The following is a 21,439-nucleotide window of genomic DNA, read 5'->3' as shown; positions in this document are numbered from 1 at the left end:
CCTTTCGCGCCCGCGCTCGATCATTGAAGCCTGCGCCGAAGGCCGTCGAGCCACCTCTTGGCTCGGCTCAGATCGAGCTGTCTTGCTTCGCGCAAGCCGATCTCCTGCGCGAAACTCCCGTCCGACCTTGCAGCCGCCGGCGTCGGCTCGCGGGCGCTCCCTGACCGGAAATAACGCGCGAAAATACGCACGACCACGTAGAAGGTCGGCGTGAAGGCGAGGCCGAACAGCGTCACGCCGAGCATGCCGAAAAACACCGCCGTGCCGATCGATTGACGCATTTCGGCGCCGGCGCCCTGTGCGACGGCGAGCGGCAGCACGCCGAGAATGAAAGCCAGCGACGTCATCAGAATGGGCCTAAGGCGCGTGCGGGCGGCGGTGACGGCCGCCTCGAACTTTGATTGGCCCGCATCTTCCGCCTGCTTGGCGAATTCGACGATGAGAATGGCGTTCTTCGCCGCAAGGCCAATCAGCACGACCAGCCCGATTTCGACCAATATGTTGCGGTCGAGCCCGCGCGAGACGACCCCGAGCATCGCCGCGAGAATGCACATCGGCACGATGAGGATCACCGAAACCGGCAGGAGCAGGCTCTCATAGAGCGCGGCGAGCAGCAGAAAGACGAAAACCACCGCGAGGCCGAAGGCGATCGCGGCGGTGTGCCCGGCGAGCTTCTCCTGCAGCGCGATTTCGGTCCATTCGAAGCCGAATCCCTGCGGCAGCTTTTCCGCCGCGAGCTTCTCGACCGCGGCGATGCCCTGGCCGGAGGAGACGCCGCGCGCGAGATTGAGCTGCACCTCGGCGGCCGGATAGAGATTGTAGCGCGGCACGCGGAACGCGCCCGTCGTATCGCGGAAGGCGGCGACGGCGCCGATCGGCGCCATCGCCCCCGAGGCGCTGCGCGTCTTCAGATTAGCGATGTCGCGCAGCGTCAGGCGAAAGGGATCGTCGGCCTGCGCCATGACGCGGTAGGTGCGTCCAAGGACATTGAAGTCGTTGACGAAGGTCGAGCCAAGATAGACCGAGAGCGTCTCGAAAACGCGCGAAATCGGCACGCCGATGAGCTCGGCCTTGGTGCGGTCGACGTCGGCGAAGATTTGCGGCGTGCGCGTGTTGAACAGCGTGAACGCCTGGGTGAATTCGCCCGACTGTCCCGCCGCGCCGGCGAGCGACCACGTCGCGTTTTCAAGCGCGGGAAGTCCGCGCCCGGCGCGATCCTGCACATAGCCCTTGAGGCCGCCGCCGGTGCCGATGCCTGGAACCGACGCCGGCGCCAGCACGAAGACGAAGGCGTCGTTCAGCTTGGACAGCTGCGCGTAAAGGTCGGCCTGGATCTGCGCCGAGGATAGCCCCTTTTTTGCACGTTCCTCGAAGCCCTCCAGCGTGACGAAGATCACGCCGGTGTTCGGCGCATTGGTGAATGTCGCGCCGTCGAAGCCGGTGAAAACGACCGCGTCCTTGACGCCTGCGCGTTTCAAAATAATGTCGGTCGCTTCGCGCATGACCTTGTCGGTGCGATCGAGCGTCGCGCCGGGCGGCAATTGGAACGCGGCGATCACATAGCCGCGATCGAGCTGCGGAATGAGGCCGGTCGGCGTTCGGCGCAGCAGATCGAAGGCGAAAAAGATCAGGATCGCGTAGACGGCGAGCATCACGACGCCCAGCCGCACGAGACGGCCCGTCGCCGCCCCATAAGAATTCGACAGCCGGTCGAAGCCAGAGTTGAAGGCGTCGAAGAAGCGCCGCAGCGGCGCATGCGCCCAACTCAGCCGATGAGTCTTCTCCTCCTCCTCGACGTCGTGCGGCTTCAACAGCACGGAGGCCAAGGCCGGCGACAAGGTCAGGGAGACAAAGGCCGATATGATTGTCGCGCTCGCAATGGTGATGGCGAACTGCTTGTAGAAAGCGCCCTGCAAGCCGCTGATGAAGGCGGTGGGGATGAACACGCCGCAAAGCACGAGCGCAATCGCGATCAGCGCGCCGCCGACTTCATCCATGGTCTTGTGCGCGGCTTCCTTGGGCGAGAGCCCTTGCGCCAGATAGCGCTCGACATTCTCCACCACGACGATCGCGTCGTCGACGACGATGCCGATCGCGAGCACCAGACCAAAGAGCGAGAGCGTGTTGAAGCTGAGGCCGGCGGCCTTCATCACGGCGAAGCTGCCGATCAGCGACACGGGGATCGCCGCCACCGGAATGATCGCCGCCCGCCACGTCTGCAGGAACAGGATGACGACGAGAACGACGAGGACGATCGCTTCGAGCAGCGTATGGACGACTTCGTCCACCGACTGCTGGATGAATTCGGTGGGATTGTAGACGACCGTGTAATCGACGCCGGCGGGAAAATTCTTCTTGAGCCGCTCCATCTCCTGCTTGACGGCTTCAGCCGTCTGCAGGGCGTTCGAGCCGGGACGCTGGAAAATGCCGAGCGCCGTGGCGACGTCGTGATTGAGATAGGCGTTGAGCGTATAGTCCTGCGCGCCGAATTCGATGCGCGCGATATCGCGCAGATGAATCTGGCCGTCGGCGTCGGCGCGGATGACGATGTCGCCGAATTGCTCCGGCGTGCTGAGCCGTCCCAGAGTCTGCACCGAAAGCTGAAAGGCGCCCGCCGAGGCCGCCGGCGGCTGATTGACCGCGCCGGCGGCGACTTGCAGATTGGCGCCGCGCAAAGCGGCGATGACGTCGCCCGCCGTCAGATCGCGCGCCTCGACTTTCGCGGGATCGAGCCAGACGCGCATCGAATAGTCTCTCGCGCCAAAGAGGCGCGCGTCGCCAACGCCGTCAATTCGGGCGATGGCGTCCTTCACATAGAGCGTCGCATAGTTCGAAATATATTGCTGGTCGCGGGAGCCGTCGGGCGACAGCAGATGGACGACCATCATCAGATCCGGCGAGGCCTTCTTCACCACGACGCCGAAACGCGTCACCTCCTCCGGCAAGCGCGGGTTGGCGATGGCGACGCGGTTCTGAACGAGCACCTGCGCGAGATCGATGTTGACGCCCGGCTTGAACACGACGTCGATCGACACGCGTCCGTCGCCGGTCGATTGCGACGTGATGTAGAGCATGTTGTCGACGCCATTGACCTCCTGCTCGATGGGCGAGGCCACGGTCTCGGCGATCACGTCCGCCGACGCGCCCGGATAGGTCGCGCTGATATTCACCGTCGGCGGCGCGATTTCCGGATATTCGGAGACGGGCAGCGCGCCCTGCGCGATCGCTCCCGCAAGCGTCAGAAGCACGGAAAGCACCGCCGCAAAGATCGGCCGCTCGATGAAGAAGTGCGAAATGCGCATAGCGTTCCTGATCTCGACGTCTATCGGTCGCTGACCGCGACAGGCGCTTCCTTGATCTCGCCTTCCTTGGGCTGGACGGTCGCGCCGGAGCGAACCATCGGATTTGCGAGCCCGCCGATCACGATTCGATCCTTCGCGTCGAGGCCGGATTGGATCACTCGCAGACCATTGTGAATGGGGCCAAGACTCACGGACTTGGCGATGACCTTGTTGTCGTCCGACACGACAAGCACGGTCTTGCTCGTCTGATCGGAGACGACGGAAGCGTCGGGAATGAGCAGCGCGGAGACGTCGCCGCCGAACAGGCGCAGGCGGCCGAACGTGCCGGGCGTCAGAAAATAGTCCTTGTTGTCGAAGACGGCTCGGCCACGGATCGTCCCCGAGCGCCGATTGAGCTGATTGTCGATGAAGTCCATGACGCCGCTGCGGGTCCACTCGGTCTCGTCAGCCAGCCGCACCGAAACGCGATTCTTGAACTCGCGCGAGGTTTCCTGCTGGCGCTCCGCTGAGCGCGCATAGCGAATGTAGTCGGCCTCGGAGGCGTCGAAGATGAAGTGAATGGGATCGAGCGTCACGATCGTCGTGAGCAAGGTCGCATCCGCCTGTCCGCCCTGAACCAGATTGCCCGAATCGACGCGACGGTCCGACACGCGCCCGGCGATCGGCGCGCGAACCTGCGTCCATTCCAGATTGAGCTCGGCGTTGCGAAGCGCGGCTTCGGCGCTCAAGACCTGCGCCTTGGCGATATCATTGCTCGCTTTGCGCTGATCGACGTCGCGGGCAGTAATGGTGCGGCCCTGCGTCATTTCCTGCGCGCGCCCGTAATCGCGCGCGGACATCGCGGCCTGCGCCTGCGCCCGGGTAAGCTCCGCACGCGCGCTGTCGACAGCGATCTGATATGGCCGCTGATCGATGACGAAGAGGACGTCGCCGGCTTTGACGAACTGCCCATCGGTGAAATTGATCTTCTCCAGAGCGCCGGAGACGCGGGCGCGCACCTCGACCTGCTTTAAGGCCTCGAAACGACCTGTATATTCGTCCCAGCGCGGTATCGTCCTCGCGAGCGGGCGGGAGACCACCACTTCCGGGACCGGACCCTCTGCGCGCGCCGCTGCTGACTGAGCGAGGAACGCCAACGCCACTAGGGCTTTAAACACTGCGCTTACGACTCTCCCGTGACCATCGCCGCCGCGCGCCGCCACAAAAGCCAACAGCATTTCACCTCCGGATTTAACATTCGCATTGAACCGGCCATTCTTGACCGGCGCATAACGCAGTGACGGCGTAAGGGCGGCGCTCCCAGAAGGCAATCGCGCTCTGCAGCGCCTCGCCCGCCCCGCATTGCCAAGCAATGCCGAAACGCGCAAACTGCCGCCTCCGGACGGAGGACGAAAACTTGCCCTTGTTCCTGGCGCAGTTTGCCTATTCTCCTGCCGCTTGGTCCACCTTCATCAAGACGCCGCAGGACCGCGCCGCGGCTTCAGAAGCGCTTCTCAGGCACTTCGGCGGCCGCCTCATCGGATTATATTACACGCCCGGCGCAGAATATGACGGATTTGCGCTCTTTGAAGCGCCCGATGAAACCACCGCCGCGGCTATTGAGATCGCGGACGTCGCCGCAGGGCATCTGAGCCGCAATCGCCTCACCAGAGTATTCTCGGCTGACGAGACGAGCGCGATGCTTCTGCAGGCGGCCACGGCGCCGAGCATGACGCCTAAAAGCGCGGCGTAGCATATTTCGGCTTCATGCGCTTTCCGCAAACCGGTGTGCGCATTCAATAAGCGCCATCTCCCGAAACCATGCCCGGCGGCGGGCGCGTCGATATGGCTGTAACCTTATTCGCAACGGCGACGAATAGCGTCCGCAGGTTCCTTATGAACCTGGAGCGCTCGTCCCGCGAGCGGATGTGCAAGGAGATGGAAATGAACGCCAAAATCGTTTCGGGCGCCTCAATGGCCGCCGCGGCGATCGCGCTGGTTCTGAGCGGCGCGGCGCCGACGCCGGCGCTCGCCAAAAAGATGAGCAAATCTGTCCATTGCGGCGGAATCAATTCATGCAAGGGAACCAGCGCCTGTAAGACCGCCAACAACGCCTGCAAGGGCATGAACTCATGCAAGGGTCAGGGGTGGCTGCCCGAAAAATCAGCAGCGGCCTGCGAGGCGAAGGGCGGCAAGGTCGCAGAGATGTAGCCAGGCGGCGCGGACGGATGCGTTTTCTTCGTCCGTTCCGCGCCGGCCTTCGATTTCCGGCGCGTACGATCAGCGGCGATGCGCGCGCAAGGAGGCGATCAACTCGTCGCGCATGGTCCAGTGCAGGAGCGCCCGGCCGAACAGCGAGGCGACTCCCGTCAGCAGGACGACGGAACCGAACTGCCAGATGCAGACCGACGCCGCCGCGTCCTGCCTGAAGGATAGGCGCAGCGCCGCCGCCGCCAAGGCCGTCGACGCCAGCGCGGCAAGTCCAATCGTCACGAATGGCGCAATCGGCGCGCCGCGCTTGACCATCGAAAGGATCAACACCGCCGCCGGGATGCTGATGGCGAGAATGGTGGGCAGGCAATAAATGTCCGAATGCGAGAAGAGACCGGACACCCCGAAGGCGTCAACGTCCCTCCAGCATCCAACGGCGAGCGCGCCCGCCCAGAGCAAGAAGAACAATCCGGCGGCGAGCCGCTCCCAGATCGGGCGCGCCGGACAGCCGGCGCTGAAGGCCCCCGCCGCGGCGACGACGCTCGTCAGGAACGCCGCAGCCACTTCCGTCGCAAACTGCGGGTCGGCGATCTTGTGGAAAAAATCGGGCCTCACCCCCATCGCCGCCACCACGATCGCGACATAACAAAGCGAAGCCGCGAACCAAACGAGCGCGCGCCACGCAGGATGCGGGAGCGGGCGTATCGGCGCGCAATTGTCGGTCAGGGCTTCGATCAGGTCTTGGTTCAACATTCGCTAGCCAATCCGCTCCAGGGCCTGCCGCATCGCTTTGATGGCTCGATGGATTCCGACTTTCAGCGAACCGACGCTCTTCCCCGTGACCTGAGACGCTTCGTCCAGCGAAAGACCTTGGATCTTGATCAGTTCAATCGCCTGGCGCTGGCCCGCCGGCAGGATCGCCATGGCTTTGCGAAGCGCCTCGCGATCGTCCCGCGTCTCTTGTTCGGATTTCGCGCCGTCGCCGTCAAAGGTTTCAGGCAAAACATCGACCGTCGTTTCGTTGGCGCCGCGTGCGTAGCGACTTCGCGCGGCGTCGGCGACGCGGCGCGCCGCGATGGTCATCAGCCAGGGCGTAAACGGGCGCTCGCGATCATAGGTCTGGCGCACCGTGTGAATGGACACCAGGATTTCCTGAACCACGTCTTCCGTATCATGCGCATTCGGCCATTTTCGCACGACAAACCGGCGCAAAACGGGAAAGAGATCGGACAGGAGCTCGCCATAGGCGGCATGATCGCCGTCCTGCGCCGACGCCATGAGCGCGCGCCAGCGGCTTTCCCGGTCGTTCGACGTATCGCTCAATTCGCTCATGTCCGCTGCGAATCTGCGTCGCCGCTCCGCCGCTGATATTGACGCTGCGCTGGAGCGGGGACTCCGCCGACGCCCGTTTTAATCGATCAGGCGTCGGCGCGCCATCTCGCCTGACTTGCTTGCGCAGAAGAACGCACATTGTAACCTTTGACGCGGTCGCGACGAAATTGACCCACGAGGCGGCGAAGGTCGCCTTGATTTCGCTCCGAACGCCTCAGGCTCCAACGATTGTCATTTTGGGTGAACCGGACTCAAGCAGAGGGAGATTAGAATGTCAGACAAGAAGCTGTGCGCCGCCTTTGCGATCGCGGGCGCCTTCGCGACGGCCGTCGCTCTGGCGGAAACGGCCAAGGCCGCGAACGACCAAGAAAAATGCTTCGGCGTCTCCTTGAAGGGCAAGAATGATTGCGCCGCGGGCCCGGGAACCAGCTGCGCGGGAACGTCGAAGACCAATTATCAAGGCGACGCATGGAAATATGTTCCGAAGGGCACCTGCACGTCGATCGTGACGCCCAAGGGCAAGGGCAGCCTCGAGCCGATTTCGCACTGAGGTCCGGCATGGGCACGCGTTCCGCCCCCGAACATGGCCGCGCGCGCGCAGCGTCCTCGCTGCCCGCCCGCGCTGGCGTCGGTTTCAAGAGCGCGCATCTCGCCGACATCGAAGCCTCGGCGCGCGATGTCGGTTTTTTCGAAATCCACGCCGAGAATTACATGGGCGCCGGCGGGGCTCCGCACGCGCAGCTGATGCGTATGCGCCGAGAGTCGCCCCTGTCGATCCATGGCGTCGGCCTGTCGGTCGGCGGCGCCGAGCCTCTCGACCGCGCGCATCTTGGCCGCCTGAAGGCGCTCGTCGAGCGCTATGACCCGGCGGCGTGCTCCGAACATCTCGCCTGGTCGACGCAGGGCGCGCGATTTCTCAACGACTTGCTGCCCCTGCCCTACAACGCGACGACCTTGGCGCATGTCGTCGCGCATGTGGATCAAATCCAGGAGGCGCTCGGCAGGCCGATCCTCCTCGAAAACCCGGCGGCCTATCTGCGGTTCCGATCCTCGGAATATTCGGAGATCGACTTCCTGCGCGAAGTGGTGCGCCGCACGGATTGCCGGCTGCTGCTCGACGTGACCAACGTCTATGTCAGCGCCACGAACCTCGCTTTTTCGGCGAAGGATTATATCGACGCCTTCCCGATTTCCTATGTCGAAGAGATTCATCTCGCCGGATATGCCGAGGATGTCGACGAAATCGGCGGCCCTCTGCTGATCGACGCGCATTGCGCGCCGGTCCCTGACCCGGTCTGGCGGCTCTATGATCGCGCGCTGGCGCGCCGCGGACCGGTCGCGACGCTGATCGAATGGGACAATGACCTTCCCTCCTGGCCGAGCCTCTGTGCGCAAGCTGCGCGAGCGGAGGCTTTCCTTGAAAGGCGGCGTCGCGCTGTCGAAGACAGCTTGAAGTCGGAGGCGCTTCATGACGACCTCGGCTGACTTCGATCAAGGCGCTTTTGTCCGCGCGCTGCTCGACCCCGAGCTGCCGCCGCCCCATGGACTCGAAACCCCCGGCGGCCTTCCGCCGGAGCGACGGTTCGCCGTCTATCGCAACAATGTGTGCGTCGGACTGGTCGACGCGCTGACGGAGCGCTTTCCGATTTGCTCGCAGTTGGTCGGCGACGAATTTTTTCGCGCCATGGCGCAATGCTATGTGCGCGAGCGCCTTCCGCGCACGCCGATGCTTTTCGAATATGGCGACGCATTTGCGACATTCGTTTCGGAATTTGAGCCGGCGCGCGATCTTCCTTTTCTTCCGGACGTCGCGCGGCTCGAATATGCCGTCGGCCAAGCCTATCACGCCGCTGACGCCGCGCCGCTGCCGTTGGATGTGATCCGCGCCCTGCCGCTCGATCGATTGGAGAGCGCAACGGCCGCTTTCCACCCCTCGACGCATGTCATCGCATCTAAACATCCGATCGTTTCGATCTGGCGACGGCACATGTCGGATGAAAAGATGACGCCGGTAGAGCAGGATCGCGGCGAAGAGGCGCTTGTCGTTCGTCCCAAGTTGGCGATCAAGGTAACGGCTCTTCCCGCCGGCGGATCGGCCTTCGTCGACGCGCTTAAGAGCGGAGGAACCTTCGGCGAAGCCGTGAATGCGGCGACCCGCGTCGCTGCGGACTTCGCGTTGACGGCCTGCCTACGCGAGCTTTTCGTGGCCGAGACTTTTGTGGCCATCAGCTTGGCGCGTTGAACTTAAAAAACGTGTTTTGGCGTGGCCGCGGCGATCATTCATGGAGCTTGAACGCGATGAATTTCATAAGAAAGATCACATGCTGGTTGGATGCGATCCCCTACTCTCTGATCGCCCTCCTCCTGCGCATCGTCGCCGCCCATCCGTTCTTCGTCTCCGGGCAGACAAAAATTGAAGGACCAACTCTCGGCCGCGAAATTTTCGGCCTCGATCTGTCGTTCCAAATCCCGACAGCGGTGCGCAGCGCAACCTTCGCGCTCTTCGCCGACGAATATAAACTGCCGCTCATTTCGCCGACCGCCGCCGCCTATGTGGCGAGCGGCCTCGAATTCGTCCTGCCGCTGCTGCTTGTCCTCGGGCTGTTGACGCGCTTGTCGGCGTTCCTTCTTCTGGGGATGACAATCGTCATCCAGATCTTCGTCTTTCCCGATGCATGGTGGACGGTCCACGCCTATTGGACGGCGATCCTCACTGTGTTGATCGCCCGTGGGCCCGGCGCGATCTCCTTGGACCATCTGCTGTTTCGAGCGCGGTCGCCGAGGCGCGCTTAAGGCGCCTCGACATAGACGACAGAACCTGTCTGCTGAGGCGCAGTATGGGCATGAGCCAAACCGGCGCCGACTCCGAAGAAGATGACCGATCCGATAATGGCTCCGACAATCGCGCTGGTGAATTTCGACATGACGTCCTCCTGTTGTTTTGGTGAGGAGAACGCTACCCGTTACAGAACCATGCGAATGTGCGCCTTCGCACGCGGCCCTCACGAGGACCGATCGTCGCCTCGCTTCTCTGCGCCTTCAGCAGGAGATCGCCTCAGCGGCGGTTGACCCACACGCCGAGGACCGCGCCGCCGATCGCGCCGGCGATGGCGCATATGAATGCAATGGAAAGTCCTGCCGCGGCGACGCCCAAACCTGCCGCCAGCGCGGAGCCTATGCCGGCAAAGGCGAGCGGAGCCGTCGCGCCGCTGATGTCGTCAGAGGTCTTGGAGAATGTTTTGGCGTCTGTGTTGGCCGTCTTCGGCATCTTGGCCATTGTTCTGATCCTCGCTTGCGCTCAGGCCTTCCGCCTGGTCGCGCTCGCAAGACAGATAGGGCGCCCCTTTGTGAACAGACGAGGCCTCCTGGCGCGTCAAGTGGCTCTCGCTCGGATGAAAAGCGCCATCGCCGCAAATTCGATGGCTGCATTTATGCGAAGCATTTACGTTAACCGCAGCCGTGACAATGTGAGGCGCCGATTTAAACTGCTGAGACAGCGGCATGATTCTTTTGATCGCTATTCGGGCAGTTTGGCGAACGCTTGGCCGTGAACCGGAAACGCCTCAGCTGCAATCAACGCCTCAGCTGCAATCACTGATAGTAAAACGGGGTCATGAAGGGTTAGCGAGCCGATGAAAATCGCCCAGAAACGCGGCGCGAACAGCCAGTTCCAAGCAACATCGGCTCCGATGACGCAATAGTAAAAAACCGCAACGAGATACATCGGATCGTCCGTGTACCACCATTCCAATGTCGACCATGCGAGTAGCGTCAATAAAACGATACCAGCGACGAACGCGTAGAATACGAAGTAGATTCCCATGAACGAAGACAATTTGAGACCGGACGTTACGTAGGCCTCGCCAAACCGAACGCCTTCAAGCTGCCATTTCCAGGTGAGCGCCACGAATCTTGGATAAGCACACGCCACGATAGGGAGCAAAACGACAACGACAAGGCTGTAGCCCATCATAGAACGTCCCGCTGCGTCCGCGGCGCTCCCCGCCCATTCATCATCTGGCATTTTGAGCATGTTCTCGTTCAAAGCTGTGTTGCAAATCCAAATCGCCAGTACGGAAATAATCAACAGGACCCTGGACCAAAGCCAGGCGGGCAACAAAAAGATTCCGCGCCTCCTCAAGATGGCGCCGCTTCCCACGAATTCGAAACAACGCGAACCGTAATGGGCATGCCTCAGCGTGTATCGGTTGAGCGCGGCCTGAGCTGAGGGCCAAGCGAGCCCAAGCGATATAGCGTTCGCAGTTCCCCATCCAAAAGCCCGCAGAAAATACGCGACAACCGACCCCTCCACGTGGAAATGGCGACCACGCCAGAGGGTATGGTTCAGGCGATAGCGCCAATTGGCAAATCTCATCGCGCGCCAATAGGCAAATGCAAATATAGCCGTGGCTAGATAGAAATATTCCCCATAATCGCCCGGTATGGGCGACTCAAAACGATACAGGGCGAAACCAATTACCGCCAACGGCGCAGCGCCCACGGCGAAATGCAATAGCTCGACCCGCGCGTCGCCGTCATAGACCAGCGGATGGCCGAGAATTGTGGTGTTCGACCACAAATAACGGCGCAGGTTCGACGCAAGCCAAAATCGGCCAACGCCTAGCGAAAGAAGGCTTACGGCGACTCCCAAGCTGGCGATAAAAGTGAAATCGGGGTCTCGGTCGACAAAAGAGATCGACTTCTTGCCTTGGCGAACTCCGAGATTCATCGATGCTCTCTGGCATGAAATTTTTTCATAAAGGGCCGATACTGGACGATGGTTTGACGCCTACAAGCTGCAGACTAAGCCCACGCCGAAAGCTCCAGCAAGCACCGTTCAATTATGGAGAAGCTCGACGGCCCGTCGCCAATTATATCGAAATCAGGCCCCTTAAGACCGAGGCCTCGAAGATTCTGTCTTCGATGTTGCTAGGCGGAAGGAGCGCGCCGAACCTGCGGGGCGACGATGCTGAATGGCCCGCGCCGCGACCAAGCGGATCGGCCTATCACGCGGCGCGCCCGGCCTTTATCAGCGCCGGCGTAGCGGGTAATCTTCGCTGTCGTAAAGCGGCCGAATCTCGCGGCCGAAAAAATGCTGTTCATCGACTTCGAGGGAACAGCTGGCGAGCGCTTTTGGCGTAAGCTCCTCTACGGCGAAGCGTATGGCCTCCGAGGCGTGCGCGAAGCGCCGAAAATTGAGGGATTTCGAATTCGAATTGGCGGCCTTGGAAAAAAAGAGGGCGGCTTCCGTTCGATATTGCTTCGCGTCCATCGACCCCTCCAGAAACTATTGCATGAAGTCTTCCCGCGCGACGAGTTCGAGTGCGGATTCTACGGCGACCCTTTCCTGCCCATCGCGTTCCCTCTTCATCCGGTACTGCAGGCCGGCGCCGGCGTCCGGCAGATGGCGCGTGACGCTGAACGAATCCGTCCCCGTCGCGGCTCCGAATTTTTGGATCACGCGAACCCCGATCGCGAATTTATGCGACGGGGTGGCGGTGAGCCTTTGCGCCGGACGCCGAAAGCGTCGAAACGTGTCGTTGTCATTGGTCATATAGTGCGCTCCTCGAATAATCGTCGTGAACGCATTCAGGCGCCGGAGCCTGCCACGCGCCCGACTTACCGCCGTCGCTTCGCTTCGGCTTCGCGCGCCTGGAGCTTTTCAACGGTCTGCCAGGACGAATCCTTGACGACCGCCGCACCCCCGTCGCGGGGTTTATCTTTCTTGGGCTTTTTCGCTTCGCGATTACTGCGTTGTTGGCCTTTGGCCATGTCCGCACCTCATATGAATGGGCCGCGCGCTCCACATCCGCTGCTGCGCAATCCTGCGCGGACGTTAAATATTGTCTTGGTAGGAACGCGCCGGCCCCTGGCGATCGGCCGCATTGCGGCCCGACCGCCAGGGGCCGGCAAGATGATTACGCTGCGACTTGCAGCTGATCGGCCGAAGACTTTCCGCTACGACGATCGATGGCGATTTCGTAGTTGAGCTTCTGGCCCTCCGCGAGGCCCATAAGTCCGGCGCGCTCAACCGCGCTGATGTGGACGAATACGTCCGGGCCGCCGGACTCCGGCTGGATGAAGCCGAAGCCTTTTTGGGCGTTGAACCATTTTACGATACCGGTCTGCATGACATGTCCTTTCGAGAACAGCTGTCTGCGCCATGCAAGATTGCTGGCGCTTTGGGATCGAAGTTCTGGAGAGGAAGTCAGAAGCCGACGCGCCAAGGGAGCGGAAGCAAGATCATTCGGCCGAAACTCGATGTTTAATATCTAGCGCATATGGGCGAAAATACAAGCTGAAACGCGGGAAGAACTGACAAATATGAAGCCTCGGCCGAGCGTCGAAAGCCAAACATTCCGACCCCTTGATGGGTGCAAGAATAGGTTCAGCTTAAACTTCGAGACGAAATAAGGTCCAAAGAAATTGCTTTCATCGGTCGCAGCGCCCATGTCGTGAAGACGCCCAATTCGCGGCAGCGGCAAGCGAAGGAGCGAGGGCGATGAATGAACAAGCCACTCTCCGCTTTGCGTCATCCGCGTGGTGGGCAGAGCATCCCCGCGCCCATCTGGTCGTCGTGCATGCGATTCTTTCGCTCTCCACCGATGATCGGACCCCAGAGGAGATCTGGCGCTCGCCGACCACCGACGAGTGGCGAAAAGTGGCTGAACTGGCCGCGGACTGCTGCGATGACGGCGACTTGGCGTTAACTGGCGACGGGATGGCTTGGCGCATCCTGTCGAGAGCATTTCGCGGAGATGCGCCGCCCTTCTCGATCTAAAGGCGTCGGCGCCGGTAGCGGAAAGCCGCGCCGACTTTCCCTCCATGCGATATTGCCGTCCGCCGCGTCGACAAGCGCTCTGACTTCGCTCGATACGTCGTTTGCGTCTGCTGACCGCGCCGCTGGTGAGCTGACCCGCTGTGCGCGTCCCAGATTTTTTGCGCTGGCGCGTCCAAGGACCGTGTCGATGCGATTGGTCACGACGCATCTGATGGCGCGCTGATCGCCGCGAGTCACAGCAGGCCCCGCGCAGCGATTGGTTGCGCGCCATGCCAAATGGCGGCTTGCAAGGCCAACTGATCATCTCATAAACTTAACTGTCAGATCAGCCACGCCGCACATAATCGCGCCGCTCGCCGTCATACTGTTTTCAACGACCGACTACGCGTCTGATGGCAAGAGGATCACTATGGAAAAAAGCCGCATCACGAGCGTGACTTCCGTCACCGTGATCCTTTTTATCCTTCTGGCCGCCTGCAAGCTCGGACAGGCGGTCCTTGAGCCCGTGGCCTTCGCCGTCTTCATTATCGCGATCGCCTGGCCCCTGCAAAAGGCGCTGCAGCCAAAACTGGGCAAGGCCATTGCATTGACCGCGACGGTCGTGATCGCCGCCGCCCTGATTCTTGCGCTCTTTTCTCTGATCGCTTGGGGCGGCCATGAGGTGCTGGAATGGGTCAGACAGAATCTCGACCGCATTCAGGAAACGGCGATGACATCGACAGCGTGGCTCGAAGAGCATGACATCTTTGTCTTCACGCTCTTTGCGGAACATTTCAACACCGCGTCGCTTATCAGACTTCTTCACATACTTGCGGTGAGAGTGAACACAGTTCTCGCCTTCGCGGTCATCGTGCTCGTCTATGTGATTTTGGGGCTAGCGGAGACCGACGCCTTTCAGTCCCGAATTGCAGCGCTGGAAAATCAGGAGACAAGCCGGCGGCTGCTTGAAAGCGGCAGGAAGATCGGCGAAAAATTTCGCACCTATATGTTCGTTCGGACGATCGCCAGCATCGCGACCGGTCTCGCGGTATGGGGATTTGCTCAATTCATGAATCTGGAAATGGCCGGCGCCTGGGGCGTGCTGGCCTTCGCGCTAAACTACCTGCCCTACATCGGCTCCTTCATCGTCACGGCGCTTCTATCGCTTTTCGCCTTCGTTCAATTCGGAACTTTTGAAGCGCCCTTACTCGTTTTTTTGGGCGTGTCGGTCATCCAGTTCATCATCGGGAGCTATCTGGAGCCGGTGTTTTCGGGATCGGCGCTCTCGATCTCCCCTCCGATCGTCCTTTTTTCGATTGTTCTGTGGACTTTCCTGTGGGGCGCGCTTGGCGCGTTTCTCGGCGTCCCGCTTTCGATCGCAGCTCTGACGATGTTCGAACAATTCCCATCGACCCGATGGGTGGCGGAGATCTTGTCGGGCGAGCGGCGCGGGGCCTCGACCCGACAGGCGGCCTGAGCTGCGCGGGGGCTCTTGCGCTTTGCTTGAAAAATTTCGCCGCCGCGTTGACGCGCGCTGTAGGATTCCGCCGCGCGCGCCTGGAACGAGATGGCTGCCGCGGCCGGATTCGGATAAGATAAAACTGAGTTCGTGCTAAGAGGCGTCAGATGCTTTGGCTGATCCGATTCATCGGCTTGCTTTCCCAAGCGATTTTCCTGGAATTTTTGCACATCTTCGGGTTGATCGTCTTTTTGCTCGCCATTCTCCTTGGCTATTTCAGGGCTCCGTGGTGGATCGCGCCAGTGCTCGCCGTGGCGAGCGGGCTGTTCGCAAACAGGTTCATCGATCTAAACTATCTGACGGATATCTTCCGCAGAGTGGCCTCCGCGAGCGACCGCTGGGCCTTCGTGATCATTGTCTATTTCGCAATCACGATCGGCGGCTATCTCGTTGGTCTGCTGGGGCGTTTGTTCCTGAGGCGCGCGAAGCGGTCTTAGGATTAAGCTTGAGGGATTCTCGGCCGGATCGGCTCTTCGCTTCTTGACGAGCGAGCGGACCCCGCTGCTTCAACGACGCATCCGCTTTTTTGCAGGCCGGTCGCCGCTGGCCGCCGCAGGAGTATCGGGCGCTGCGCTGGGAAGGCGACGCGGCGGCGGCGGCGCCAGTGGCGGCGACTGGACGCGCTCTCCGACTTGCTCAGTCGCCTCGCCGACCGGCCGCGCTGGAAGATGCTCCTCAATACGCTGCGCCATATAGGAAAAGAACGGGTTCGACGACATGCGCAGCAGCGCGTCCAGACTGACGATCAGCGCGCCGCGCTCGCCGCGCGGCGCCAGCGAACCCAGGTGAACGCCAAAATTCTCGGTCTCGTCCGGCGTAAGGCCATAAAGCGAGTCGCTGAGCGGAAAGGGCAATGCGACATGCGAGAGCGAAAACACGCCTTTCGGATATTGTATCCCCAGCGGTCGAGCGCGCTCGGCCGAAGCCCCGACCTCAACGACGCGCTCCACCGCATCGTCGGTTCCTTCGCCAGCGTTCGTCACAACCGTTAAACGGTAATTTCTGACGCCGGGCGGCACGATCCGAGAGAGCGCGGACTCCGCGGAGGGGCGCAGCAGCGGACCAAATTTGACGTTGCGATTGAGGTCGAACAGGACGAGTTCGCTGCCGTTCGCCGGCAGATGATCGTAAAGCCCGGAAAGCACGGCCTGGGTGCTGACAGTGAAATCCATGACAGATTGGAACGTCAGAATTGGCGGCAGCGCGGTCAGTCGACCCTCTCGACGCGCCAGCGACATCTGCGCGCCGAGCGCATCCGTCAGGCGATAGGATTGGCGCGCGCCATTCACCGGAAACGAATTATATTTAAAGGGATTGAATTCAGGCAACACGCTGAGCCAAGCCGCCTTGGCGAAGGCGGGCAACATCGCCGGCAGTCCCGCCAGGCCGGCAAAACGCGCAAACCTCGTAATGCCGACCATCGGCGAAATCAGGATCAGACGGTCGACCCGAGCAAGACGCTTATCCTCAATGGCGTCGAGCGTATATTTCACCGCGAGCGATCCGCCGTTCGAGAACCCGACGACATGCAGCGGCGTCGGCTCGGGCGCGCGCCGCCGCGCCTCTCTCACGGCGAGACGCGTCGCGGCCAGCCATGTCTCCCACTCCACTTTGGTCAAAGCCGCCGGCACTGTGCCATGCGCAGGCAGCCTGATCGCGACCACTGCGAAGCCGCGATCGCGGTAGCGCGACGCAATATGCCGCAAACTATAGGGCGAGTCGGTCAATCCATGCAGGAGAACGACGGCGCCGATCGGCGGTTCTGCGGGTTCGAGCACATAAGACCGGTTCCAGTCCCGCGCAAAATGACCCGGGTAGACCGGACTGCCCTCGAAGTAGCGGTTGAAGGGAACTTGTTCCTCTGGCGTCAACTGCTGGCTGACGTTGACGCGCAGGGAAGCGAATATTTTCGCCTCAGCCTCGAGATAGGCCTCCCAATCGGCGGCGTCGATTTCTGTCTTGCTCAACTCTTGCGGCACGTAAGTATGCCAGACATCAAGCGGCAGCCCGCGCTGAGAGCTGTAAATTCGCACTGCGAAAAACGTGAAGACGAAAAGGCTTAGCAACGCCAAAAACCATTTGGCCGCTCTCAGCGCCATGCCTAGCATCATGCGTCCCCATTAGCTTTGACCGGCGCGCGGTAAATCTCTTGGCTGACTTCCGCATCAAAACGCCGCGCTACAGGTGAGCCGAGTCGATGCGACGCGACGACAATGCGCCGCGCGACATGCGGTCGCTCTCGCAAACAGCGGCAAGCGCAGTTTTTGCGATCGCGCCAACTTATAAAATCAACTCCGCGCAAAAGCTGCTTGCCCAATCGAGGCTTCGCACACAGACTATAATTCATTTCGACCTAAACCCAGCGGATAAATCGATCGGACGATGTGGACAGCGCTACCGAATGACGCGCAGGACGGGTTCGGTTGGATCCAGACTCGCTCGGTCTGACTGACGCAGAGGTTGGAGGCCCCCGAATATGACGCGCGACGTGATTCTCGTGGATCTCGCCTTACAGGGCGGCGGCGCGCATGGCGCCTATACGTGGGGCGTTCTCGACCGTCTGCTGGAGGAGCCCTGGCTCCAGATCGATGGCATTTCGGGCACGTCGGCCGGCGCCATGAACGCGGCGGCGCTGGTCAGCGGCCATGTTGACGGCGGGGCGGACGGCGCGCGCGCGGCGCTCGAACTTTTCTGGCGGCGTGTTTCGCAGGCGGCGCGGCTCAGTCCCTTGCAGCGCAATCTTGTTGACGTCCTGATGGGTCGCTGGACGCTGGATGCTTCCCCTATCTTTGTCGCGACCGACATCATGTCGCGCCTGTTTTCGCCCTATGACCTCAATCCTAAGGGCGTCAATCCGCTGCGGGAGATTATCGCCGAAACCGTCGATTTCGAGCGGCTTGCGCGTGCGCGGATAAAGCTTTTCGTCACCGCAACAAGCGTCTCGACCGGCCGCGGCCGCGTGTTCAGAAACGCGGATGTGACGCCTGACGCGCTTCTGGCCTCGGCGTGTCTGCCGACCATGTTTCAGGCCATAGAAATTGACGGCGAGGCCTATTGGGACGGCGGCTACTCCGGCAATCCAACCATCACGCCGCTGGTTCGCGAATGCGAGTCGACGGATACGATCCTTGTCCAGATCAATCCCATCGAACGCCGGAACACGCCGCGGTCCGCGACCGAGATACTGAACCGTCTCAACGAAGTGTCGTTCAACGCGGTTTTGCTCAAAGAGCTGCGCATGATCGCCGTGCTGCGCCGCGCCGCCGATCCCGCCGACAAAGAGGGCTCACGCTGGGCCGCGATGCGCATGCACCGGATCTCGACACAGATGATGACCGAGCTGAGCGCGTCGTCGAAGCTGATCGCTGAATGGGATTTTCTCTGCATGCTGCGCGACGAGGGTCGCCGGTCGGCGCAAGATTTCCTTGATCGGCATGAACGCGACCTCGGCGTCCGTTCGACTCTCGACCTCGACGCGCTGTTGGAGGAAGTCTGACGCCATGGGCTCCGCCGGCGCCCGCCGTTACGGCTCTCTATGTCCTGTCGCCTTCCCTCTCCGGCTACGAAATAATCATTGATGCTTTCACCCTTTAGAACCGCCGCAGCTATCACATGAACACGCCTCAGATCAAAAGTCGCTATTGGGTCCCGCTTCAAGCAAGCCACCGGGCTGGAGCCTGGGAGGCGCTTGACGCCGCCTATGGCGATTTCGGGCGCGCCTACCATAGTTGGCGCCATATCAGCGACCTCTTGCAAGCATTCGACGAACTTGCCGCGCTCGCGGCGCGGCCTGAACTCATCGCGACAGCTATTTTCTGGCACGACGTCGTCTATCGAACGCGCGGCTCAGGCGAATCCCGACGGGCGGATTTTTTGAACGTTCAAGACAGCGCTGATCTGTTTCAAAGCTATACGCTGATGAATTCGGCTGACGTCGAGGCCGTTCGCGAAATGATTATGGCGACGACCAATCACCTGGAAGCCAAGGCCAGCAAAGAGCGTTATGCGGGGTTCTCGCGAGATCTGGACCTGTTCGTCGATCTGGACCTCAGTCCGCTCGCCCTGCCGTGGGAGCAGTTCGCTGCAAATTTTCAAGACATACGTTTTGAATTCAGTTGGATTCCCAAAGAGGTCTTTAACGCGGGCCAGGCGGCCTTTCTGAGGAATCTTCTGTCGCATGAAGACAGGCTGTTCCGGCGGCCGGAAACAATAAAAATGTGGCGGGAGGCGGCGCTGATCAACATACGGCATTGCCTGAACAATCTTTCAATGGGCGATGTCGGCGCGCCGCAATGTCCGTGACACGACTCGCGCTTTGACACTTGCTTTTGCGGAACGAGCCTTTCCGGTCTGCAAGCGATCGCGACGCGGCTGAATCGCGCGGGCCCGACATCATAAAGACATGTCGCCAAAGTGACGCAGCTTGACGACGATCATGATTCTGATCAGGATTGCAGATGTCAGAACAAAAAATTGGGAGGGTGAAATGGATGTCGGGATTGTAGAAGACAGGAAACTGTCGCGCCGCTCATTCATCTTAGCGCTATTTTCTGCAGCCGCTGTGATCCCCGCGGCGACGCTCGCGTCCTCCGATGCGGAGGCGCTGGAGTCAAACGAGCGGCAATTTACGACCTTCCATCACCAGCCGCGCGTGTCGCGGCCCCGAAGTTCAACGAGAGGGTCACGCCGTCACAGGCGCGTCGCCCGTGTGCGACGTACGGGTCCCACGCAGACGGCTCCTGAGGTTAAACAATAGATATTGGCTCAATGACGCGCGTCGCTCCGAGTCGTGAGCGGCGCGCGCGACGTCGTCGGCCGAACTTGTCATGCGCCCCCTGCTCGGCGGGCCGACAGCAAACAGCCGGTTTTCTCTATCGATTTTCGGCGAAGACGCCATAGGCCACGGCCAGAACGACCGTCGCGGGCACCGCCAACACCACGCCCATCGTCCCGAAGAGCGAGGCGAAGGCAAGCATGCAGAAGAGCAGCACGACCGGCGGCACCATAAGTGAACGGCTCTGTAGATAGGGCGTGATCAGATAGCCTTCGACGAAACTCGCAGATCCGATCGCGAGCGCCGCCAGAGCGGCGTTGTCGAGCCCGTGCGGCAAGGCGACGAGCACCCCGATAATCATCGCGATGATCGAGCCGAAATACGGAACGAAGGCCAGTGCGCCGCTGATTGTCGCCAGCGCCAGTGGCGCTGGCACGCCAAAGGCCCAGAGAGCCGCCCCTGCGAAAAGCGCGTTCATGGCGACGACATAGAGTTGGATGAAGAGCCACTGCCGCAAGACGGCGCCCGACCGGTCCAAGAACAGCGCCATGTCGGCGCGCCGCGACGCCGGCGCCAAGGCGATAACGCCAGCGGCGTACCTACCTGGATCGGCGGCAAGATATGCGGCGCCGATGATCGTGAAAATGCCATAGCCGAGGCCACTGCCGACGGAACCGAGAAGCGCGCCAAATTGCTGGGCGACCGGGGTCGTCATTTTGGAAAAGTCGACATGCACCACGAATTTTTCGACGAAACGTCCCCACGGGTGCTCTTCCACCAAGCGCTCGAGCATGGCGATCGCAGCGGGAATGTCGAGAGCGACCTCATCATATTGACGCACGAGCTGACCGCCGAACAGCATCAACGCCACGACGACGGCGACGAGCGAGCCAAGCGCGACCATGGCGAGCGAAACGCCCTGCGATAGGCCAAGAAGCCTGGAGACCCGCTCGGCGACGCCACGCCAAGCGAGCGCAATGAGAATCGTCGCGAAAACCGCCGGGAGGAGATCCGTCAGCTGCCAAAGAATGAAGACGACGGCCCCGGTCGCCGCCGCGATCATAGCCACCACGGCTGTTCGAGAGGCGAAGTCGTTCTGATCGATGCTCTTGGTCAAGAAATTGATCTTCATCTCGGACTCGCTCTGCTGGAATACAGATCATATGCGACCGCGCGCCTGAGAGAAAGAGTCTGGCGTGCGCTGATGCGCCAAGACCGACTGATCGCTCGCCGTCCTCTGAACGCCGGCTTCCGCGACCTGTGTGTGGCGAAAAAAGCAAGCGAACGGACATTATCCCTTCATTCCTGAAATTGCCCGGAAAACCCCTGGATCGTTAGCGCAAGCCCGGAGCATAGCGATGAATTGCGCGAGCGGCGTCGCCGCAATGTGTTCGCTATTGAAGCGGTAGATGTTTCGAATCGAGTAACTCCCCAAAGCGCGATCGCCCAGCCGTTGAGTCCGCCGCCCAGCTCTTGTCAACGATTGTCTGCTCTCGCGATCACAGATTTAGTTTGACTATTTGTAGTTGGCTCGCACTTCGGATGCGCGCTCGCGACTGAGA

24 protein-coding genes are annotated in these 21,439 nt (G+C 61.2%); 11 read left to right on the top strand and 13 right to left on the bottom strand.

The genetic code is table 11. From position 1 onward, the window contains the following. Window positions 1–20: 20 nt before the first annotated feature. Together BN69_RS18205 and BN69_RS18200 are read right to left on the bottom strand one after the other, a co-directional pair. Entirely contained in the window at window positions 21–3,302 is a 3,282-nt protein-coding gene (locus BN69_RS18205; protein WP_014893127.1) for an efflux RND transporter permease subunit, read from the bottom strand. A gap of 20 nt (window positions 3,303–3,322) precedes the next feature. Beyond that, the gene (locus tag BN69_RS18200; protein WP_041927559.1) at window positions 3,323–4,459 is read right to left on the bottom strand and encodes an efflux RND transporter periplasmic adaptor subunit; all 1,137 of its coding nucleotides are present in this window, start codon (window positions 4,457–4,459) and stop codon (window positions 3,323–3,325) included. A gap of 239 nt (window positions 4,460–4,698) precedes the next feature. Here BN69_RS18200 and BN69_RS18195 point away from each other — a divergent pair, with 239 nt between their 5' ends. Together BN69_RS18195 and bufA2 are read left to right on the top strand one after the other, a co-directional pair. Then, window positions 4,699–5,034 carry a GYD domain-containing protein gene (locus BN69_RS18195; RefSeq protein WP_041927557.1) on the top strand — a complete coding sequence of 112 codons (336 nt, stop codon included), beginning with the start codon at window positions 4,699–4,701 and terminating at the stop codon, window positions 5,032–5,034. A 191-nt stretch (window positions 5,035–5,225) separates the two neighbouring features. Then, window positions 5,226–5,492, top strand: a complete 267-nt coding sequence (bufA2, locus tag BN69_RS18190) for a BufA2 family periplasmic bufferin-type metallophore (RefSeq protein WP_014893124.1) — start codon at window positions 5,226–5,228, stop codon at window positions 5,490–5,492. A gap of 69 nt (window positions 5,493–5,561) precedes the next feature. Here the strand turns inward: bufA2 and BN69_RS18185 are convergent, their stop codons facing one another. Together BN69_RS18185 and BN69_RS18180 are read right to left on the bottom strand one after the other, a co-directional pair. Beyond that, complete coding sequence (locus BN69_RS18185) at window positions 5,562–6,245, bottom strand: NrsF family protein (RefSeq protein ID WP_014893123.1); 684 nt, start codon at window positions 6,243–6,245, stop codon at window positions 5,562–5,564. 3 nt (window positions 6,246–6,248) lie between these two features. Further along, complete coding sequence (locus BN69_RS18180; protein WP_014893122.1) at window positions 6,249–6,824, bottom strand: sigma-70 family RNA polymerase sigma factor; 576 nt, start codon at window positions 6,822–6,824, stop codon at window positions 6,249–6,251. A 271-nt stretch (window positions 6,825–7,095) separates the two neighbouring features. On the opposite strand from BN69_RS18180, the gene BN69_RS18175 reads away from it, so the two are divergent. The 4 genes from BN69_RS18175 to BN69_RS18160 are packed head-to-tail and all read left to right on the top strand — an operon-like array spanning window position 7,096 to window position 9,617. Then, window positions 7,096–7,374: a BufA1 family periplasmic bufferin-type metallophore gene (locus tag BN69_RS18175; protein ID WP_014893121.1), complete on the top strand. Its 279-nt coding sequence runs from the start codon at window positions 7,096–7,098 to the stop codon at window positions 7,372–7,374. Between the two features lie 8 nt (window positions 7,375–7,382). Beyond that, window positions 7,383–8,309 carry an MNIO family bufferin maturase gene (gene bufB / locus BN69_RS18170; protein WP_014893120.1) on the top strand — a complete coding sequence of 309 codons (927 nt, stop codon included), beginning with the start codon at window positions 7,383–7,385 and terminating at the stop codon, window positions 8,307–8,309. Further along, window positions 8,293–9,066 carry an HvfC/BufC N-terminal domain-containing protein gene (locus BN69_RS18165; RefSeq protein WP_014893119.1) on the top strand — a complete coding sequence of 258 codons (774 nt, stop codon included), beginning with the start codon at window positions 8,293–8,295 and terminating at the stop codon, window positions 9,064–9,066. Before bufB ends, BN69_RS18165 begins: the two co-directional genes overlap by 17 nt. Window positions 9,067–9,122: 56 nt before the next feature. Then, window positions 9,123–9,617, top strand: a complete 495-nt coding sequence (locus BN69_RS18160) for a DoxX family protein (RefSeq protein ID WP_014893118.1) — start codon at window positions 9,123–9,125, stop codon at window positions 9,615–9,617. Here the strand turns inward: BN69_RS18160 and BN69_RS19980 are convergent. From BN69_RS19980 to BN69_RS18135, 7 genes are all read right to left on the bottom strand, one after another. Further along, complete coding sequence (locus BN69_RS19980; protein WP_014893117.1) at window positions 9,614–9,748, bottom strand: hypothetical protein; 135 nt, start codon at window positions 9,746–9,748, stop codon at window positions 9,614–9,616. The genes BN69_RS18160 and BN69_RS19980 overlap by 4 nt on opposite strands. Window positions 9,749–9,879: 131 nt before the next feature. Further along, complete coding sequence (locus BN69_RS18155) at window positions 9,880–10,101, bottom strand: hypothetical protein (protein ID WP_014893116.1); 222 nt, start codon at window positions 10,099–10,101, stop codon at window positions 9,880–9,882. Between the two features lie 240 nt (window positions 10,102–10,341). Then, entirely contained in the window at window positions 10,342–11,553 is a 1,212-nt protein-coding gene (locus tag BN69_RS18150; protein ID WP_014893115.1) for a DUF898 family protein, read from the bottom strand. 300 nt (window positions 11,554–11,853) lie between these two features. Beyond that, a complete protein-coding gene (locus BN69_RS18145) occupies window positions 11,854–12,096 on the bottom strand; it encodes a hypothetical protein (RefSeq protein WP_014893114.1) in 243 nt (80 codons plus the stop codon). Window positions 12,097–12,111: 15 nt separating this feature from the next. Then, window positions 12,112–12,378, bottom strand: coding sequence for a hypothetical protein (locus tag BN69_RS18140; RefSeq protein WP_014893113.1), 267 nt, complete (start codon window positions 12,376–12,378; stop codon window positions 12,112–12,114). Window positions 12,379–12,443: 65 nt separating this feature from the next. Next, window positions 12,444–12,596, bottom strand: a complete 153-nt coding sequence (locus BN69_RS19610; protein WP_173370399.1) for a hypothetical protein — start codon at window positions 12,594–12,596, stop codon at window positions 12,444–12,446. 146 nt (window positions 12,597–12,742) lie between these two features. Next, complete coding sequence (locus BN69_RS18135) at window positions 12,743–12,955, bottom strand: cold-shock protein (RefSeq protein ID WP_014893112.1); 213 nt, start codon at window positions 12,953–12,955, stop codon at window positions 12,743–12,745. Between the two features lie 371 nt (window positions 12,956–13,326). Between BN69_RS18135 and BN69_RS18130 the strand changes: the two genes are divergently transcribed. The 3 genes from BN69_RS18130 (at window position 13,327) to BN69_RS18120 (ending at window position 15,540) form a co-directional block, all read left to right on the top strand. Beyond that, window positions 13,327–13,605 (top strand): hypothetical protein, encoded by a 279-nt coding sequence (locus tag BN69_RS18130; protein WP_041927038.1) that lies wholly within the window; start codon window positions 13,327–13,329, stop codon window positions 13,603–13,605. A gap of 409 nt (window positions 13,606–14,014) precedes the next feature. Beyond that, the gene (locus tag BN69_RS18125; protein ID WP_014893109.1) at window positions 14,015–15,061 is read left to right on the top strand and encodes an AI-2E family transporter; all 1,047 of its coding nucleotides are present in this window, start codon (window positions 14,015–14,017) and stop codon (window positions 15,059–15,061) included. Between the two features lie 149 nt (window positions 15,062–15,210). Next, a complete protein-coding gene (locus BN69_RS18120; protein ID WP_014893108.1) occupies window positions 15,211–15,540 on the top strand; it encodes a hypothetical protein in 330 nt (109 codons plus the stop codon). A 69-nt stretch (window positions 15,541–15,609) separates the two neighbouring features. Here the strand turns inward: BN69_RS18120 and BN69_RS18115 are convergent, their stop codons facing one another. Continuing rightward, window positions 15,610–17,211 carry an alpha/beta hydrolase gene (locus BN69_RS18115; protein ID WP_014893107.1) on the bottom strand — a complete coding sequence of 534 codons (1,602 nt, stop codon included), beginning with the start codon at window positions 17,209–17,211 and terminating at the stop codon, window positions 15,610–15,612. Window positions 17,212–17,579: 368 nt separating this feature from the next. Between BN69_RS18115 and BN69_RS18110 the strand changes: the two genes are divergently transcribed. Both BN69_RS18110 and BN69_RS18105 read left to right on the top strand, forming a co-directional pair. Next, window positions 17,580–18,599: a patatin-like phospholipase family protein gene (locus tag BN69_RS18110; protein WP_014893105.1), complete on the top strand. Its 1,020-nt coding sequence runs from the start codon at window positions 17,580–17,582 to the stop codon at window positions 18,597–18,599. A gap of 116 nt (window positions 18,600–18,715) precedes the next feature. After that, a complete protein-coding gene (locus tag BN69_RS18105) occupies window positions 18,716–19,405 on the top strand; it encodes an HD domain-containing protein (RefSeq protein ID WP_014893104.1) in 690 nt (229 codons plus the stop codon). 569 nt (window positions 19,406–19,974) lie between these two features. On the opposite strand, the gene BN69_RS18100 is transcribed toward BN69_RS18105, so the two are convergent. Further along, window positions 19,975–21,009, bottom strand: a complete 1,035-nt coding sequence (locus BN69_RS18100; RefSeq protein WP_014893103.1) for an AI-2E family transporter — start codon at window positions 21,007–21,009, stop codon at window positions 19,975–19,977. Window positions 21,010–21,439 lie beyond the last annotated feature (430 nt).

It is taken from the genome of Methylocystis sp. SC2, from assembly GCF_000304315.1.
Lineage (GTDB): Bacteria > Pseudomonadota > Alphaproteobacteria > Rhizobiales > Beijerinckiaceae > Methylocystis.
Note: the sequence above shows the minus strand (reverse complement) of the source record. Positions and strands in the feature narration are given on the sequence as shown.